The organism is Paenibacillus daejeonensis DSM 15491 (genome assembly GCF_000378385.1).
GTDB classification, from domain to species: domain Bacteria; phylum Bacillota; class Bacilli; order Paenibacillales; family Paenibacillaceae; genus Paenibacillus_D; species Paenibacillus_D daejeonensis.
Map to the genome: position 1 here is coordinate 199,332 of NZ_KB899666.1, position 17,640 is coordinate 216,971.

Below are 17,640 nucleotides of genomic sequence, written 5' to 3' on the forward strand. Positions count from 1 at the left end.
GATGTCTGGTGCCTGATTCTTCCCTTCCCTAGCCACTACCAACCTCAAGCCATGCTACCTCTCCACATCCCCAGCCGTCCGCGACATCGCCCGGACCACATCGGCCTCGGTCGACATCGGCGTATCGCCGTGCACCGTGTGTGCTAGCACGGCCGCAGCCGTTGCATAATCGACACAATACTGCGGCTCGTCGCCGCGCAGACGGGTGTGGATGATGCCACTCGCATAGGCATCGCCGGCGCCGACCCGGTCATAGACCGAGAAGGTTACCGGCAGCGAGTACCAGAAGGTTTCTTCAGTATACATATACCCAACCAGGGAATGCGTATTGTCGGCGTTCACCTGGCGATGCGTACCCGCGATGGTGCCAATGTTATATTCTTTCGCGATCTGCGGAATGAGTTCCTGCAATTGCTCGGTCCGGTCTGCACCGCTGCTCGTCATGCCAAGAGTGAACATAGCATCCTTCTCGTTCATGAACACGATATCCGCCAGCTCCAGCATCTCGCGATAATGCGGGGTTGCCAACGCATAGCCACCCTCGCCCCACAGTGATGGCCGGTAGTTGCAATCGAAGATGACCCGTCCGCCCTGGCGTTTGACCTCACGGGCCAGCTCCTTGATCTGCCTGCGCGCGAGGTCGTTCATGGCCAGCGTAATCCCGCAAAAATGCACCGCATCCACCGTGGACGCGATCCGCTCCCAGTCACCAGCCGCATGGGGCACCGTGTTGAAGCTGCTGCCGAGCCGGTCGGTGTAAGTCACCTTGCTGGGACGCAAGCCGAAGCCGTGCTCCAGAAAGTACATGCCCACATATTGCCCGCCCCGGTTCACAAAATCCGTAGTGATCCCCAGCTTGCGCAGGTACGCCAGCGCGGCGTCGCCCAGCGGATTGGCCGGCAGCGTGCTCGCCAGGTAGGCCTCGTGGCCGAACCGGGACAACGCCGAGACGACATTGACCCCAGTCCCCGAGAACGAATACGCCAGATTATTGCTCTGTGCCAGCGTCTGGAAGCCCGGCGCCTCCAGGCGCATCATCACTTCGCCGAACGCGGCAATCTTAGGCATACTTATCAACCAGTGCTTTCAGCTCAGCCAGCAGCGTTTTAACATCCTCGACGCGCGTGTCGCCAGTCTCCGAATCGATGATCGAGGAGTATACATGCGGGATCACCTGTGGTACGCCTGCTTCCAGAGCGATCTCGAGGATTTTGCCGAAGTTCTCCAGGTCGATACCGCCTGTCGGCTCCAGCGCAAAGCCTTCCTCACCACAAGCCTTGGCAACCGCACGGAACTCATCCTCCAGCTTCAGCCCTTGCATTGGGAAATACTTGAGCGCATGACCGCCCATGTCGCGCACAAGCGCGATAGCTGCCTTAACTGGGACAATCGCTTTATCCTCGATCGCTGCACTGTGTACGCCCGTCGAAATGTTCACATAGCCCGGCTTGCCGCAAGGCGATACGAGCGCATTGATCCAGCTTTTACGGTCGCCCAGATTAGCACTGGTTGCGCCAACAGCCGGTAGGATTTGATTGATGTGCTGACCCTCATACGATTTGACGATCTCCGCCACAACAGCGCCCTGACGATTGTCGCCTGCGCCGAGGCCGATGGATACCGCGTCTTCGATAGCCAGTCCGTATTCTTTCATCCCGATTACAGCTTTCGCTGCATCCGGATACGCTTTGGAGAGCACGCCGACAACGACGTGGCCTTCTGCGGCTTCGTAGATTTCTTTTGCATTCTCGATGCTGCCTGCCAGTACGTTCAGTGCCGCTCTGTCCTTGTACAATCGCTTGTAGATAGCTTCCATTTAGTGATTCCCCCCGATAATATCTTGGATGCGTGTGATGATAACTTGCAGATCGTCGCCCTGAAGTGAACGTGGATCGAGGTCAAAATAACCCTGCGCCAATCCATAATCCCGCGTGTACACTGCGATATCGCCGCCTTGGAGCTCAGCATTCACCGTGCGTGCGGATTTGCCTGCCTGTGCCTCATCGATCTTGATGCGTCCCCGGAAAATAGCCCGGCCCGCTTCGTCCTGCACGATGCTTACGCTCACGCCCGGCAGCTCGCCGAGGACGTTGAGCGCGGCCAGCGCCGCTTTTTCCTGCTCGCTCTTGTCTTCCTTGACGAAATACTCGTCCAGCGCCTGCAGCAGGCCGAAGATCGATTCCTTGCCTACCTTCATGCTGCGACCAATCCCGTATAGCTGCGTTTTCACCCAGCTTACCAGCTCACCCTTGCCTGCGACGATACCCGAGGTCGGGCCTTCGATGGCCTTGGAGCCGCTGTAGATGACCAGATCCGAGCAGGTTACGTACTTGCGCAGATCCTCTTCAGCTGCAGCATCGACAATCAGCGGCACTTCGAGACGCTGGGCAACTTCCCAGGCATCCTCGACCTTGATCATGTTCTTCTGGACGCAGTGATGGGACTGGACAAAAAGAATCGCCGCCGTCCGCTCATTCACAGCCATCTCCAAATGCTCTTTTTTGCCTTCGTTGGCGTAACCCACCTCGACCAGCTTACCGCCACCCAGTGCCACCATCGTCTCGACCGGTGCGCCATACTGGACATTATGGCCTTTGAACATGACGATCTCGTTATTCGCCGGCAGCTCCTGGTGCAGCTTCAGGCTGGCACGCTTGTCCCCGCGCGTAACGACTGCCGCTACAGTCAGAGCAATCCCGCTGGATGCCGAGTTCACAACCACAGCATCCTCCGCATTCAACTGCTTGGCAACATAAGCGCCGGACTTGTCTACAAGGTCAGCCATCTCCACGTAGCTTTGACCGCCAGTCTTCACAGCATTCATGACGCCATCGGTTGGTGCCGAGACGCCGAGAATGCTCATGCGGCCGCTCGCGTTGACGACGCGTTTTAATCCGTATTTAGCATGCAAAGTATGATCCATCAATAACCGCTCCCTTGGCTTGAATGTATGTCTCCGCTGTCCGGGTCTCACCCTCGGAGTCGGTCAGCGTCTTGCTGCCCTGCACTACCTCAAAAACCGTCAGGTCAGCGGCTCCGCCAACCTTGACCTCTGCCAGCTCCGGTCGTCCCAGCCACGTAGCGGCGTTCACCGTCACGGCATCGACCACTTCCTCCAGGCTGTAGCCGAGATAGAGGAACTTGGTCATCACGTCAGCCAGGCTGTACACCGGACCGTCCAAGCGGTTGCTCTCATAGATGTCCGTGCTAATGGTTTGCAGAGGAATGCCGTGCGCCTTAGCCTGCTCAGCCACACGGAAGGCAAAGCTCGCCGTCCCGTGCCCAACATCCAGTCTGACCCCACGGGCCACCGCATCCACGAGTGCCGGCAGTGGGCGCCCCTGCTCATCGAACAAATTGTTGGCCTTGCCATTCAGATAATGCGTGACGATATCGTCCCGCTCCAGCAGCGCCATCACTTCCCCAATCGCTGGCGGCCCTGAGCCAATGTGGACCATCAGCGACAGACCTGTGGCTTCGGAGAGCTGGCGGGCGCGGCGCAGCGGCTCGATCCCTTGCTCCTTCACCACGCTGCGGCTGATTCGTGCCTTGAGCCCCACTATGAAGTCGGGATGCGCACGGAGCGCCTCACGTGCAGCCTTCTCATCGATCCACGACAGATCCGACAGCTCATCAATCCGCTCCAGACCGATACGGGAGATGTTCAGAAAAGCAAGCAAACGCGTCTTAGCGCCCTCGCCTGCCGCTAGCAACTCACCGATCCGGTTGGCGCCGCAGCTGCCAGCATCGACGATCGTCGTAACGCCCTGCTTCAAGCCGATTTCGTCAATCGCATCGCCATAAGGCTTCAGCTCCTGGAACGCATGCACATGCATGTCGATCCAGCCGCTGGAGACGTAACCGCCCTCGGCCACGACCTCGCCTTGTCCGATTCCCGGCGCGGCGATCTCCGCGATCTTGCCGTCCGAGATGACGATATCGGCGACCTGTCCGTTCCTAAGTGTCATATTACGCAGTACAGTACCCATATCTTGGTGTGTCCTTCCCTTCTGCGACAGCGCCTGTACGTTGTCCCCTTTTTCTTCGCCCTTAGCTTAACACATCCTAGCATTAAAATAAATATAACGTTATAATGTTTAAGTGACGTGAAGTTGAATTGAGACAAGTTGCAGCCAAAAGCTTGTCATCCCCTACAAACTCTGTGTAGAATAAGGTCTTATCCTAATCTATATGCTTCTTAATGTTTCCTTCAGCGCCCCGCAGCGATCTCCATAGCTGCGGGCAGCTCTAGTATTCCGGGTCTTCGGTCCTTTTAAATTTTGGTTTTCCCTTAAGCGTAGCGCTAAAGGGCTGGCGGAGAAACGACAGTGTTCGCCTTTAACGACCGATTTCATCCACTGAGGATGCTAATCAAGAAATCGGGCGTTAACAGCGATCGGAGCCACCCTTTAGCGCATAGCCACACAAGAAAACCACCTTTATCCAAAGTTGTCCGAAGTCCTTCTCAGGAGGTTTGTCCGTGAAACTACCCCAGCCCTTTCAACTAGCCTCGGGCATCCGCCCGACCTGGAATCGTTTCAAGTCCAAATTGCTGGTGACCTACACCTTGTCCTATATACTCATCTTCTTGGTTCCGCTTACAGGCGTGACCTATTTCATCTACCATAACGCTGCGGCCAACCTGCGCTCCGAGATTGAGCAATCCAACGTCAATCAGCTCAACCAGGTGAAGATGACCATCGACAATCAGATGACCAACCTGCTGGAGATTGCCAGTAAAATCTCCTACGATGAACGGCTAACCCCGTTTATGGTCACTCACCCCTACTACAGTCAGGAAGCCATTGCTGCGCTTGGCCAATATCAGGCCAACAACTCGCTAATCGAGGAGCTATTCCTGTATTATCACAATGATGACCATCTCTATTCCAGTCTGGGCATGACCGATGTGGACATTGTGTTCGGACGGATCTTCCGCTTCGAGAAGTGGCAACTCCCCGATGTGGCCCGTGCGCTGAACGACACCAAGTTGACAACGGTGCGGCCCGCGGAGCTTGTAAGCGTTAACTCCCGTCGCGAATCCCTGCTGTCCATGCTCATTCCCATCAAGCCCAACGATCCGTATCCATACGGCACGGTGCTTTACCTGATGAAGGAATCACAGCTTACCGGCGTCATGAACACGATTTTAACCGACTTCTCTGGAAGTAGTTATATCTTCGGCCCTTCTGGAGAGGTATTGACCGCCAATTACCGGGGCGACGCCCTGCGCGGCCAAGATTTGACCTCGCTGACCGAGCTGGAGCCTGGTATTCACAGTATGGCTCTGGGCGGCGAACGCTACTCTGTTGTGACCGTAAAATCCAGCGTCAACGGCTGGACGTATGCAACAGCAATTCCGAGCTACCAGTTCTTCGAGCAAGTTGGGCAGATTCGAACGATCATCTTGCTCGTTTTTGCGGTAACGGCACTAGTCGGTATTGCTGCTGCGACACTGCTCGCCAGACGGCAGTACCATCCGATTCGTGACTTGCTGGAGTTTGCCTCCCTTGAGGGCGTCAACAAGGAAACACCAAAGAACCGCAATGAATGGGACTGGATCAAGCAGACGATTCACGACTACCATGAACGCATCGATATGCAGGAGCCGTATGTGCGGAATCAGTGTCTGATGCTGCTCTTCAAGCACACCAAACCAGAAGATCCCGAGATTGAGCGGATGATCGTGCAATCCGGCTTGAAGCTGCCTGAGCAGGCCCGCTGCTTCACCATTATCCTCAGCTGGGATGAACAGAGCCGTAGCGGACAGTCCTGGAATCATCAGCAGGAACTGCGTCAGTGGCTCAGCCATATGGAACTGCCGGAGCTGCAAGCACGCATCTATGGCGTCGAGTTCTCAGTCAAGCAACAGATGGCGCTTATGGTGACGCTGTTGCCTTCAGAGTCGGAGGACGACGAAGCAAGCCGCGTCAGTCTGATTATCGACCACCTCGACGAACAGCTAGCGGAGCGGCTGGCGGCACGCCCGAATTTGGGCGTCGGCACCGTCTACGAAGACCTGTCCGACCTCCATCAGTCCTTCCTCGAAGCGGCTTCTGCCCTGGACCAGCGCATGTTGACCTTCAGCGGTCGGATCGCCTACTTCGAGGAGCTGACCGAGCTATCAGCTTCGGTGGTGGCTGGTGAGAGCTACTGGATTCCGAAGAAGTCGCTGCTCAAGCTGGAGCAGAGTCTCAAGCAGGGCAACGAAGCCGCCGCCGTCCAGCTGATCTCCGGCATGATGGAAGAGATTAAGCGCCAGACCTTGTCGGTCGCCCTGCTGCGCTGCCTGTGCTTTGACGTGCTGAACTCGCTACTGCGCACGGCTGCCGAGCTGGGCGTCGATGTGCATGATGAGATCGGCTCGCTGCATGCCTTTGAGACGTTGGAGGAGTTGGAGAACCGTCTCCGCATACTAGCTGCGCGAATCTGTGGGGTTGCCACCCATCAGACAGAGACAGAACAGCCGACACTCATGGACGAGATCGTCGCGTATGTCGACCAGAACTTTGCCGACTATACCCTGAGCTTGGAGCACGTCGCGCTCAAATACGACATCTCCACCTCCTACCTGAGCCGCAGCTTCAAGGACAAGACCGGCCACAATTTCACCCAGTACATCTGGCAGTGCCGGCTTAAGGAAGTTACGCATCAGCTCACCCATACGAGCGCACCGCTCAAGGACATCATCGAGCGCGTCGGCTACCTGGATGCCCCGAACTTCATCCGCAAGTTCAAAAAGGAAACCGGCCACACCCCCGGCCAATACCGCAAGCTCCACAGCACCAGCGGCGGGGTAGTGGAGGAAGAGGAGTAAGCTAAGCCAGAGTACAACAATAAATCCTAGTTCAAAGTACAACAATAAATCCTAGTTCAAAGAACGCTGCAACGTTTGACTCCACGAAGCGCCATTGACTGTAGTCAATTCAAGATGATAAAATGTCTTTAGGTATCATTTTGTATGAAATAAATGTACGTATGAATGCACTGGCTTTCGTCGTATACTAAGAAGAGCCTTTGCCGCGTCAACGGCAAAGACTCTTGAGACGCAGAAGGGCTGTGGATCACCACGGCGTGCATTAGAATTTAATCCGGATGCAAAACCCACCGTTAGGCGGCAACCTTACGCGGTGGGTTTTTGCTTGCGTTTTTTACGAAACTTACGTCGCAACCAACGGTACAGCTTGCGCACACCAAACACTAGGCTTAGTGTGGCAGCAACCCATCGGAGAACGTCCAGCCACGCCACAAGTACGGCCATCGGCGTCACCTCCTCTCAGGAGTTGTCACGCCGTGACCTCAAAAACATCCACCGCTTTTCTTTGTCCTATTTAAGAGTATAGCATGATATCATTCGAGCAGTAAGGGGCTGTCCTGGAATCGGCCAAGGACTGCTTAGGAGAATTCTAAGAATTTATATGGAAAACCTATACATCTTAGAATTAATAAAAGAGCCGACCCGCAAGCTCCATGCAGGTCGACTCTTTTATTGTGCAGCGCCTTACTTCGGCTCGTTCAACACATACTCCACCAGCTCATCCAGCGGCACAGTCGCCAGAGCGATGGCTGTATCCGTTACGCCGTAGTAGATGTAGAGCAGGTCATCCTTGACAACGTTGCCGGTTGGGAAGACGACGTTCGGGATTTGGTAGCCGAACTTCTCGTAGTACGTTTCTGGCTCCATGATGTAGTTGTGCGTGCGGGCGATGATTTTCTCCGGGTTCTCCAGGTCGAGCAGCAGCGCGCCCACGCGGTAGACGATCTTGTCGTCTACGCCGTGGTAGAGCACGAGCCAGCCTTTGTCCGTTTTAATTGGTGGCGTCGAGCCACCGATTTTGCGGGATTCCCAGTCCATGTTCTCTGCCTTTGCGAGCAGCTTCGGCTCATCCCAGGTAATCAAGTCATCGGAGTAGGTGATCCACATGGCGGCTTTTTCGGTGCCGTATTCCTTGCCGACATACTCCTCCGGACGACGCAGCAGCACATAGCGGCCGTTAATTTTCTCCGGGAACAGGATGTTGTCGCGGTCGTTGATGTCCAGCTCGGTGGTGTCCGCCACGAACTCCCAGTCGATCAGGTTGTCGGATTTCACGATGGAGGAGCGGGTCAGCCAGTGACCCGGGTCCTCCCCCCAGCCGTCCGGATACTCGGGAATCGAGCGCTCCGGTACGCCCGTGTTGGTCGGGTAGTAGCTCATGGCACACGGACGGAGCGCGTAGTTCATGTAGAAGGTGCCATCGATTTTGACCACGCGCGGGTCCTGCACGCTACCGTATGGGAAGCCCAGTTCGTCTGGTGTCAGAACCGGCTCATCCTTCACGTGTGTGAAGTGAACGCCGTCTTCACTTTCCAGCAGGCCGAGATAGTTTTTGCAAGGGGTCAGGGAGCCAGCAGTACGCTCGATCATGTAGAACTTGCCGTTGTCGATAATGACGGCTGGGTTAAAGACCGTCGCTTTGCGCCATTCGAATTCGCCGGGAACGACGATCGGGTTTTCGGGATGTCTAGTAATTTTCATAATAGATAAAGGCCTCCTATGCTGTTGCAGCTTCTGTAATTTTGATGGTGCGGACTTGATACGGGCGGAATGGTAGCTTCAGCTCGCCATCCACCACGGACAGCTCGCTGAGCTCATCCTCCAGCAAGTTGACTTCAGTGATACGCGCCGATGACGGTAGATCGCGCAAAACCGCGTGATCGCGGCCGCCGCCGGACTCGTACATGCGGATGATCGTGCCGCTGCCGTCCTCGGCCTGCTTGATGGTATCGAGCTGGACATGCTCGCTGTCGTAGGACAACCACGCATGCTTCGTGCCGAGCGTCCCCGGATGGGACGAGGTCGCCACGACCTGCAGCGGCTCATTGAGCGCTGCCGCCTCACGGACGACGCCCGCTTGACGCCAGTCGCCGCGATGCGGATAGAGCGAGTACGTGAACGCATGCGCGCCACGATCCGCGTCTCTGTCCGGCCAGGACGGCGCGCGCAGCAGCGTGATACGCATCACGCCGTCCAGGACGTCATAGCCGTACTTGCAGTCGTTCAGCAGGCTGACGCCATAGCCGTTCTCCGACAGGTCGGCGAAGCGATGGCCGCATACTTCGAACTGTGCCTGCTCCCAAGTCGTGTTGCGGTGTGTCGGACGCGCGAGCGCGCCGAAGGGAATTTCGTAGGTCGCCTGCGTTGCCAGCACATCCACCGGGAAGGCAGCCTTCAGCACCTTGTGATTCTCCTGCCAGTCAACCTTAGTGACGAAATCTACGCGGCCTGTATGCTTGTAGAACACCAGATCCTGCTCTACCGTGGAACTGCCGATGCGCCAGCGGAAACGCAGCACATCAAGCACGTCGCCAGTGATTGCCACTGACCGCTCCAGCAGCTCAGCCTGCTCGGCAGGCTGCTGCTCGAACCGTGGATCGATATCCCAGGCATCCCACTCCACTGGCGTGTCGTAGAACAGTTGGAGCTCGTTGGCCCGCTGACCGTCTGCAATCAGCTCACGCCCAACAACCTTGTCCAACCAGCGCGTAATCTCACCCCGCGCATTGAAATGCAGCAGCCAGCGGTCCGTCTCCCACGTATCAGAGAGCTCTGCGCCTGCTGTCTTACCCGCAACAACTGACTCCGCCTGCGGACGCTGCCAGATGACCCGGCTGCCGAATGCGGGTACAGCCTTCACTTGCACTGCCCATGTGGTCCGGCCAGTCTCCTCATCTACAGATCGAACATCACTTGCCAGCTCACCCTCGACATCCCAGAACGCAACGCCCGCCTGAGCGTCACTCTCAATCAGCACAGTATCTGTACGGTCCCAGCCCAGGCTGTTGAAGACCACATACGGCTGGCCTTCGCCCTCGGTATGCATCGCGGCAGCCAGCGCCGTTTGTCCCTGCTCGAGCGCCTCATGTCCCAGTTGGAACACTCGCTCATACTGTTCTCTCGACGTGACGTACACCTCAGGAATCGCCGTGCCCGGTATAATATCGTGGAATTGGTTAAGCAGCAGCAGCTCCCAGCCTTCCTGGAGCCCGTCCAGCGCAGCAACCTTCGTTCCGCCCAGCTCTGCGAACCGGCCCCAAATCTCTGCACGGCGATAGAGCTGCTCTGCCCGGCGGTTACTGAGCTTGTTGTACGCGTGCGTGGTCAGGGTGCCTCGGTGCAGCTCCAGGTAGAGATCCCCGTGCCAGGTCGGCAGCTCCGGCTGCTTGCTGTCGATGCCCGCAAAGAATTCTTCCGCAGTCGAGATCCGGCCAGCCGGCTGACCGACCATCAGCTCCCCGCGGTCAACGTACTCCAGCATCTCATGCGTGACGCCGCCTCCGCCGTCGCCGTGTCCGTACAGGAGCATCAGCTCGTCGTGCTTGTCCTTGGTCGCATATGCCTTCCAGTGGTCCTGCACATCCACCGGCTTGGTGTGCTCGTTGAGCCCGTGATTCTGGTAGGCCACCACCGAGGTCCCGTCGATGCCGACCCAGTCGAACAAGGTATGCGGGAATGTGTTGGTGTCGTTCCAGCCCAGCTTGGTCGTCATAAAATGATCGATCCCCGCCTGCTTCAGCAGCTGCGGCAGCGATGCACAGTAGCCAAAGGTATCTGGCAGCCATTCAATCGTCGAACGTTTGCCGAATTCCCGCTCGTAGAAGCCTTGGCCATAGAGAATTTGACGCACCAGCGATTCGCCGGAAGGCAAGTTCAGGTCCGGCTCGACCCACATGCCCCCGACCAGCTCCCAGCGCCCCTCCGCTACCCGCGCCTTGATCCGCTCGTACAGCTCGGGATAGTACGCCTTGACGTAAGCATAGAGCTGCGGCTGACTCTGCGAGTACGTAAAATCCGGGTAACGGTCCATCAGCGCGCAGACGGTAGAGAACGTGCGGCCCACCTTGCGCATCGTTTCCTTGAGCGGCCACAGCCAGGCCACGTCGATATGCGACTGCCCCACCATATGCATCACGCCGGTGCCAGCGCCACTTGCGCCTTCCTGCAGAGCGACTTCACGCAGCTCTTGCTCTGCTGCGGCTACGCGCTCCTCATCAGCCAGGCGCTCTGGCTGCGGATATAGCGCGTCCATCGTCCGCTCCAGCGCCTGCTCCAAGCGAATACGCCGCATGTCGGCCTCCGGCAGCAGCGCCGCAGACTCCTGCACCATTCGCACAGTGTGCAGCAGGCTGTAAACCGGTCGGTTAATTCGGGCCAGGGCGATCTCCGCGCTCTGCAACTGCGGTCGGACCGGCGCCTGATTATTGAGCGGATCCACAGGCTCGGGGAACGGGTCGAACAGCTCAATATCCAGCTGCAGCTCCTTGCCTGATTTGGCTGCAGGCAGCGGCACCAGCCAATGATTGCGATCCAGTCCGTGATACGGCGCGCCATCGATCGACAGCATGCCCTCACCCGTTCCGTAGTAGAGCAGCACGCTATCCTGCTGCGGCCAGTCTGCCGGAACCGCTAGCGACCGGCTCAGGAAATACGTCGTGCCTGCCCCGCCCGTCAGCTTCTCCAGCGAGCGACCGTGCGTTTCCGCTGCGGTCTCTTCGTAGACGCCCTGTGCGATGTAGCTCGTCTCCCGGATCGTCCAGTCGCCGAGCGGCTGCTTGTCCGCCCATTGGCCCTGATCCAGGTAACGGATGAATCGGTTCATACGCTTCACTACAGTTGCCTCCTTTGCTTCTCTGCTGCCCCTCTCGGGACCTCAATAGAAAAACTCTCCGAACGCAGATGCCTTCGGAGAGTGGTTGGACGATTAGGCCTGTCGTCTAGCTGTTTTTCCAACGGTCGTATGCCGCTTGATGAATTTCAGCCATGCGGTCGCCGCCCATTTTTTGAATCGTGCTTACATAGTTGTCCCAGTTCGTCATCGGCTCAGCGCCTGTCACGAACTTGGCTTCCATTTGACGAACATAGGTGTTGAGGTCAGACGTCATCATGGTGACTTCAGACTGCTCTTCCGGTGTCAGGAACAATACAGGGAAAGGAATCCGAGCGCCGCGGTCAAGCAGCTTGGTCTTCGTCTCGTTCTTCACCCAGTCATCGACTTCCTCCAGAAGACCATTTTCGATTTCAGCCAGGTTGATGGTTGGAGCCGGGATACCGTAGTTTGGTGTAATTCTGGAACGGTATTCCTCACGGTCGCCGCCGTCTGGTACAGGCAGATATTCCTTCACGTAGTTGTCTTTATCCGTGTACTGCCACAGGACACCTTCAGGTCCTTTGTTAAACATGGTCGCGCCCTCGATGGAGTACGCATGGTCGATCCAGCGCAGCGAAGCTTCAGGCGACGGATTCGTGTTGGAGATGGCAAACGCGCCCGTGTTGATGCCTTTGTTCATGGCGATCGCAGGCTTGTCTACGAATTCGCTGACAATCGGGGCGAACATTGGATCACTTTCACTCGGCTCTTCGCCCATCATTTGCCAAGGCACCCAAGCGGAGAACATGCCCAGCTGGTTATTACGAGCTTTGGCTTCGCGCTGCTCAGCAGTTTGGGAGAAGCTCTCCTGGTCCAGCAGACCTTCGTTCCACAGACGATTCAGGTACGTCAGGTACTCTTTGTAGCCTTCTTCCATAGGTGTATAACGGACAACTTCGTTGTCATCGACATAGATTTCTTCTTCATAGATACCGAATGCGCCCAGCAGCCATGTACGGATATCACGCAGACTGTTATTCGGGGAAGCAGAGGACAATGGAATCTCGTCCGCTTGGCCGTTGCCGTTCGGATCTTCTTCTTTGACACGCTTCAGGTACGTGAAGAGCTCTTCTGTCGTCTCAGGCAGCTTGTCCACGCCGAGAGCTTCCAGGAATTCACCGTTGTACCAGAGCGGGTTGCGGTACCAAGGCTGGTTGAATTCAATAACCGGCAGCGCGTAGATATGACCGTCCGGTGCGGTGATCGATTTGCGAATCTCCGGGTTTTCTTCAAGAATCTGTCTTACATTTGGTGCATGCGTCTCAATGAGATCTTCGAGCGGCAGCAGAATTCCCTGTTCCCCGTAGTTCATTTGCTCTGCAGGCGTGAGTCCCGCTGCATAGAAGATGTCAGGATACGAACCGCTGGAGAACACCAGGTTCTTCTTGGTTTCGAAGCCGTCCTTCGGTGCGTTCTGGAATTCCATTGTGATGCCCGTCAATTTCTCCATCTCTTGGAACACCAGCATATCATTCCAGTTCTGAATCCCTACGTCCGGACCCATCATGGTGAGCGTAAGCGGCTCATTAACAACCGGGAACCCTTCAGCGTTTACCGTTTCTGCAGATGTGCCCTGCTCGCTCCCTGTGTTTGTGTCTGATGAGCTGCAAGCAGATAGTGCTCCGGCGATCATGGCACCCGCAAGTACCAGTCCCAGCCCCTTTTTAACTCTTTTCATACGTGATCCTCCTTTGTAATAACCTTGCTTATGATTCTTATAATAAACGAAGATGACGGCAATTCCCTTAAACGACGGACGGTAAAAAATTGCAATCGCTTTTATTCGACCCGGCGCAGAGACCCCTCTTCGGTTATTAGCACAGTACAATTACGGCAGCCGCACAGCGCGGGACCGCTTACAACGTCGATATGGAAAGTGGGGCGTTGTGCCGGCACCCTCAGCGGGGTACCGGCCTGCCCCTGGCTGGCGAAGCAGGACCGGCATGAAGCCGGAACCCGCAATCGTCAAGCCTTTGACCCTTTTACTTAACCTTTTACCGAACCGATCATGACGCCTTGAACAAAGAAGCGCTGCAAGAACGGATAAACGGCAATAATAGGTAGCGTGGACACAATAATGACTGAATATTTAACCATGGATGCCAATTCAGCCTTGGATGACGCAATCGCCGCCATATCAGCGGTCATGGTGCCGCCTGTTGTTTCTGCTGTCGCTTCCTGGAGGACCAGGATCTGACGCAGAATCATTTGCAGCGGGAATTTGCTCTCGTCATTCAGATAAATCAAGGCCGAGAAGTAGCTGTTCCAGTGCATGACACCGTAGAACAAAGCCATAACTGCAATGATTGGCGCTGACAACGGAAGCACAATCTTGATGAACAGGCGCATGTTGGTACAGCCGTCAATGTGCGCAGCCTCCTGCAGCTCCTTCGGAATCGTGGAATGGAAGAACGTCCGGGCAACAATAATATTCCATACCGTAGCGGATACCGGAAGAATCAATGCCCACATGGAGTTAATCAGGCCCAGATCTCTTACGACCAGGTATGTCGGTACCAGACCACCATTGAAGAACATGGTGATCAGAATCAAAATCATGAACAGCTGACGGCCGTAGAAGTCGCTCCGGCTCAGCGCATAGGCTGCAGGCAGTGTGACCGCCAGGTTAATCAGGGTTCCGACCACGGTATAGAGAATCGTGTTGCGGTAACCCATCCATATTTTTGCGTTATCCAGGACAAGCTTGAAGCCCTCCAGCGTAAACCCTTTGGGCAGCAGCCACATCTCGCCGGAGTTGACATAACGCGGCGTACTGACCGATGCGCTGAGCATGTAGACCAGCGGATAGAGCACGACAATCAATGCCGCTGTCAGGAAAATATAGACGAAGACAAGAAATAACTTGTCGCCTCTGGATTCTTTAATTGCCGATATCATAGATGTGACCTCCTTTTACCACAGACTGTTGTCGCTGGTCTTTTTGGCGATGCGGTTGACCGTTATGAGCAGGATGGCGTTGACCACGGAGTTGAACAAGCCCACCGCCGTGGAGAAGCTGAGCTGGTTGTTAACCAAGCCTGCCCTGTAGACAAAGGTCGAGATGACATCGGAGGATTCCATGTTCAGCGAGTTTTGCAGCAATAATATTTTCTCGTAGCCGACACCGAGAATGTTGCCCACATTGAGGATGAGCAGAATCGAGATCGTCGGAATAATCGTCGGGATATTAATATGAAGCACCCGTTTGAACCGGCTGGCGCCGTCCACAATTGCCGCTTCATGCAGCTGCGGATCCACACCCGATAACGCGGCCAAATAAATGATCGTGCCCCAGCCTGCACTCTGCCATACGCCTGATAGCACATAGACCGTCTTAAACCAGGCCGGATCCTCCAGGAAATTCGCTGGCTGCAGTCCAACCCATTCGATCATGCGGATCAGAATCCCTGAGGACGGGCTCAGGAACGTAATGATCATCCCCGCCATAACGACGATAGAGATGAAATGCGGTGCATACGTAACCGTCTGGACACTTTTCTTGAAAAAGCCATTACGGATTTCGTTAAAGGCCAGTGCCAGGATAATCGGCAGCGGGAACCCAATAGCTAGCTCATACAAGCTGATGCTCAGCGTGTTCCACAGGAGATCCCAGAAATAGTAGGAGTTGAAGAATCGTTCAAAATGATCGAATCCTACCCATGGGCTGCCGGTAATGCCTTTGGCTGGCTGAAAGTTTTTGAATGCAATCTGCACGCCATACATCGGTAAATAATGAAAGATAAAAAAGTACAGCATGCACGGTAAGATAAATAAGTACAGCTCCCAATTGTGCATGACTCTTCTGCGCCAGGAAGTTTTCTTCGGTCGTTCCGGCGTGGTGTTTGTCTGAGGCGTCAATTCCTGACTTGCTTTCAAATCGTACCGTCTCCTTTCCCTCGGCTCAGCCCTGTGTTCTGCCTCTTTCCCGAAGCCGCTTTCATAGCTCTCATATAGAGCGCGTAACAAGGATCTGCGACGCATGCAATGGACGACTTCGCCGGTGTGTGGGCAGCTGTGACTGATGCCTTATCAAGCAAGCGTATTCATATCCGTCTCGCTCCGGCTTATAGGTCACATTGTAGGCATTGCGAGGGGTGAGGGTAAATATGTCGTCTATGCATTGTCATGACAAAAAGCCCGTCACGCCAGGTGTGGCAAGGCTTCCAGCGTGTTGACCCTCGGAGCTGAATGGGGGTTGTCATCGACGGAATGTGTAGGTTTTGACCCGGTAAAATGCAGCTCAAATGATACATATTGTGCTTCCGGGCGAGGTGTGACACCCTGTCTTGAGACCGATTACAACGTTACAGGAGGTTCTTCACCCCATGACAATTCCAGCATCCGTATCCCGCTATCTGGACCAGGTCGATGAGCGTCTGGCTCACCGCCCGAAGCTGCAGCAGCTGTTCCGCAACACCTTTCCCAATACATTAGAAACGACGACCAAGCTGATGGACGACGGCACGACCTTCGTCTTCACCGGAGACATTCCGGCGATGTGGCTGCGTGATTCCACGGAGCAAGTTCGTCACTATCTGCCGCTGACCAAGGACGATCCCGAGCTCCAACGCATCATCAGCGGATTGATTGCCCGCCAGATGTTCTACCTGACCATTGATCCATACACCAATGCCTTTAATGAAACCGCCAGCGATGCGCACTATCGTGCCTCCGACGATTGCAACCTCAATCCGTGGATGTGGGAGCGCAAGTATGAGCTCGATTCGCTCTGCTTCCCGTTCCAGCTGTTGCATGATTATTGGACAACAACGGGCGATACGAGCGTGTTCACCGACATTTGCTACCGGGCCATGACCTCCGCCGTGGACCTGATGATCACCGAACAGCGGCATATGGAACGGTCGCCATACCATTTTATCCGTGACACTCACCAGGAGACGGAGACGCTGCAAAATGAAGGCCGCGGCCTTCCGGTCAACTATACCGGCATGACTTGGTCCGGTTTCCGTCCAAGTGATGACGCTTGCCTCTTCGGCTACAACATCCCGAACAACATGTTCGCCGTCGTCGTGCTGGGCCATATCCGCGAGATCGCTAGCGAGATCTATAAGGATGAGCGGCTGGCCGCCCGGGCCGAGAAGCTACGCAAAGAAATCGACTTCGGCATTCGTGCCTACGGCATCGTCAACCATCCGAAGCATGGACCGATCTATGCCTACGAAACTGACGGCTTCGGCAACTACAGCCTGATGGATGACGCCGGTACGCCGGGCCTCATTTCGATTCCTTATATCGGCTACGTCGGTGCTGACGATCCGGTGTACCAGAACACGCGGCGGTTCGCGCTGAGCTTCGACAATCCCTTCTACTTTGAAGGTAAACACGCGCGTGGCATCGGCAGCCCGCATACACCAGGCGGCTATGTGTGGCACATGGCGCTCTCGATGCAGGGGATCACTTCAGAGGACGATGACGAGATCCGCGAGCTGGTCGACATGCTCGTCAATACTGATGCGGACACCGGCTACATGCACGAGGGCTTCCACCCCGACAACCCGGCGATCTACACTCGCCCTTGGTTCGCATGGTCCAACAGCCTCTTCGCCTCCCTCATCGTCAAAGCGATGGATCGGGGATTGGTGTAGGTTGACAGACTAGTTGTACGCGAGCCTTCAAGACCTCAGAAACGATTTAGTATTACTTAGAGTTACTTAGTATTACACCGTGAAGAAGCCCGTCTGATCTGTTGAGATTAGACGGGCTTTTTTTTGCTTCAATAGCTCACCCCGATTGAAATATATGATCGCTGTAAGCCCCCAATCTGGCGACAATGGCATGCGCTTGAGCACTCTGCAAGAAATCCACCTCCGATACCCAGGCTTTTCTTCTGCATACTCCCCTAACACCTCATCGTCCGCTTTATTCAGGTTCGCACTGCTCGTTTGCTGCGTAACAGTCGATGTGGCTCCTTAACCACTGGGGATTCTTGCGC

Annotated in this window: 11 protein-coding genes; 2 read left to right on the plus strand and 9 right to left on the minus strand. The window is 55.6% G+C overall.

Going from position 1 to position 17,640, the window contains the following annotated elements:
* Window positions 1-54 precede the first annotated feature (54 nt).
* From F556_RS0121420 to F556_RS0121435, 4 genes are read right to left on the minus strand one after another with little or no spacing between them, the layout of a single operon-like run.
* A complete protein-coding gene (locus F556_RS0121420) occupies window positions 55-1,068 on the minus strand; it encodes a sugar kinase (RefSeq protein WP_020619051.1) in 1,014 nt (337 codons plus the stop codon).
* Window positions 1,061-1,816 carry a 2-dehydro-3-deoxy-phosphogluconate aldolase gene (gene dagF / locus F556_RS0121425; protein ID WP_020619052.1) on the minus strand — a complete coding sequence of 252 codons (756 nt, stop codon included), beginning with the start codon at window positions 1,814-1,816 and terminating at the stop codon, window positions 1,061-1,063. Before dagF ends, F556_RS0121420 begins: the two co-directional genes overlap by 8 nt.
* Window positions 1,817-2,923 (minus strand): DgaE family pyridoxal phosphate-dependent ammonia lyase, encoded by a 1,107-nt coding sequence (locus F556_RS0121430; protein ID WP_020619053.1) that lies wholly within the window; start codon window positions 2,921-2,923, stop codon window positions 1,817-1,819.
* Window positions 2,901-3,989 (minus strand): amidohydrolase/deacetylase family metallohydrolase, encoded by a 1,089-nt coding sequence (locus tag F556_RS0121435; protein WP_020619054.1) that lies wholly within the window; start codon window positions 3,987-3,989, stop codon window positions 2,901-2,903. The genes F556_RS0121430 and F556_RS0121435 overlap by 23 nt, the downstream gene beginning before the upstream one ends.
* Before the next feature lie 491 nt (window positions 3,990-4,480).
* Here F556_RS0121435 and F556_RS0121440 point away from each other — a divergent pair, with 491 nt between their 5' ends.
* Entirely contained in the window at window positions 4,481-6,817 is a 2,337-nt protein-coding gene (locus F556_RS0121440; protein WP_020619055.1) for a helix-turn-helix domain-containing protein, read from the plus strand.
* A gap of 684 nt (window positions 6,818-7,501) precedes the next feature.
* On the opposite strand, the gene F556_RS0121450 is transcribed toward F556_RS0121440, so the two are convergent.
* The 5 genes from F556_RS0121450 to F556_RS0121470 form a co-directional block, all read right to left on the minus strand.
* Window positions 7,502-8,518 carry a glycoside hydrolase family 130 protein gene (locus tag F556_RS0121450; protein WP_020619057.1) on the minus strand — a complete coding sequence of 339 codons (1,017 nt, stop codon included), beginning with the start codon at window positions 8,516-8,518 and terminating at the stop codon, window positions 7,502-7,504.
* A gap of 16 nt (window positions 8,519-8,534) precedes the next feature.
* Entirely contained in the window at window positions 8,535-11,648 is a 3,114-nt protein-coding gene (locus tag F556_RS0121455) for an alpha-mannosidase (RefSeq protein ID WP_020619058.1), read from the minus strand.
* A 106-nt stretch (window positions 11,649-11,754) separates the two neighbouring features.
* Window positions 11,755-13,365, minus strand: coding sequence for an extracellular solute-binding protein (locus F556_RS0121460; protein WP_020619059.1), 1,611 nt, complete (start codon window positions 13,363-13,365; stop codon window positions 11,755-11,757).
* A 308-nt stretch (window positions 13,366-13,673) separates the two neighbouring features.
* Window positions 13,674-14,585, minus strand: coding sequence for a carbohydrate ABC transporter permease (locus tag F556_RS0121465; RefSeq protein ID WP_020619060.1), 912 nt, complete (start codon window positions 14,583-14,585; stop codon window positions 13,674-13,676).
* Between the two features lie 15 nt (window positions 14,586-14,600).
* Window positions 14,601-15,563 (minus strand): ABC transporter permease, encoded by a 963-nt coding sequence (locus F556_RS0121470; protein ID WP_020619061.1) that lies wholly within the window; start codon window positions 15,561-15,563, stop codon window positions 14,601-14,603.
* 449 nt (window positions 15,564-16,012) lie between these two features.
* Here F556_RS0121470 and F556_RS0121475 point away from each other — a divergent pair, with 449 nt between their 5' ends.
* Window positions 16,013-17,293, plus strand: coding sequence for a glycoside hydrolase family 125 protein (locus F556_RS0121475; protein WP_020619062.1), 1,281 nt, complete (start codon window positions 16,013-16,015; stop codon window positions 17,291-17,293).
* The last annotated feature ends 347 nt before the right edge of the window (window positions 17,294-17,640 follow it).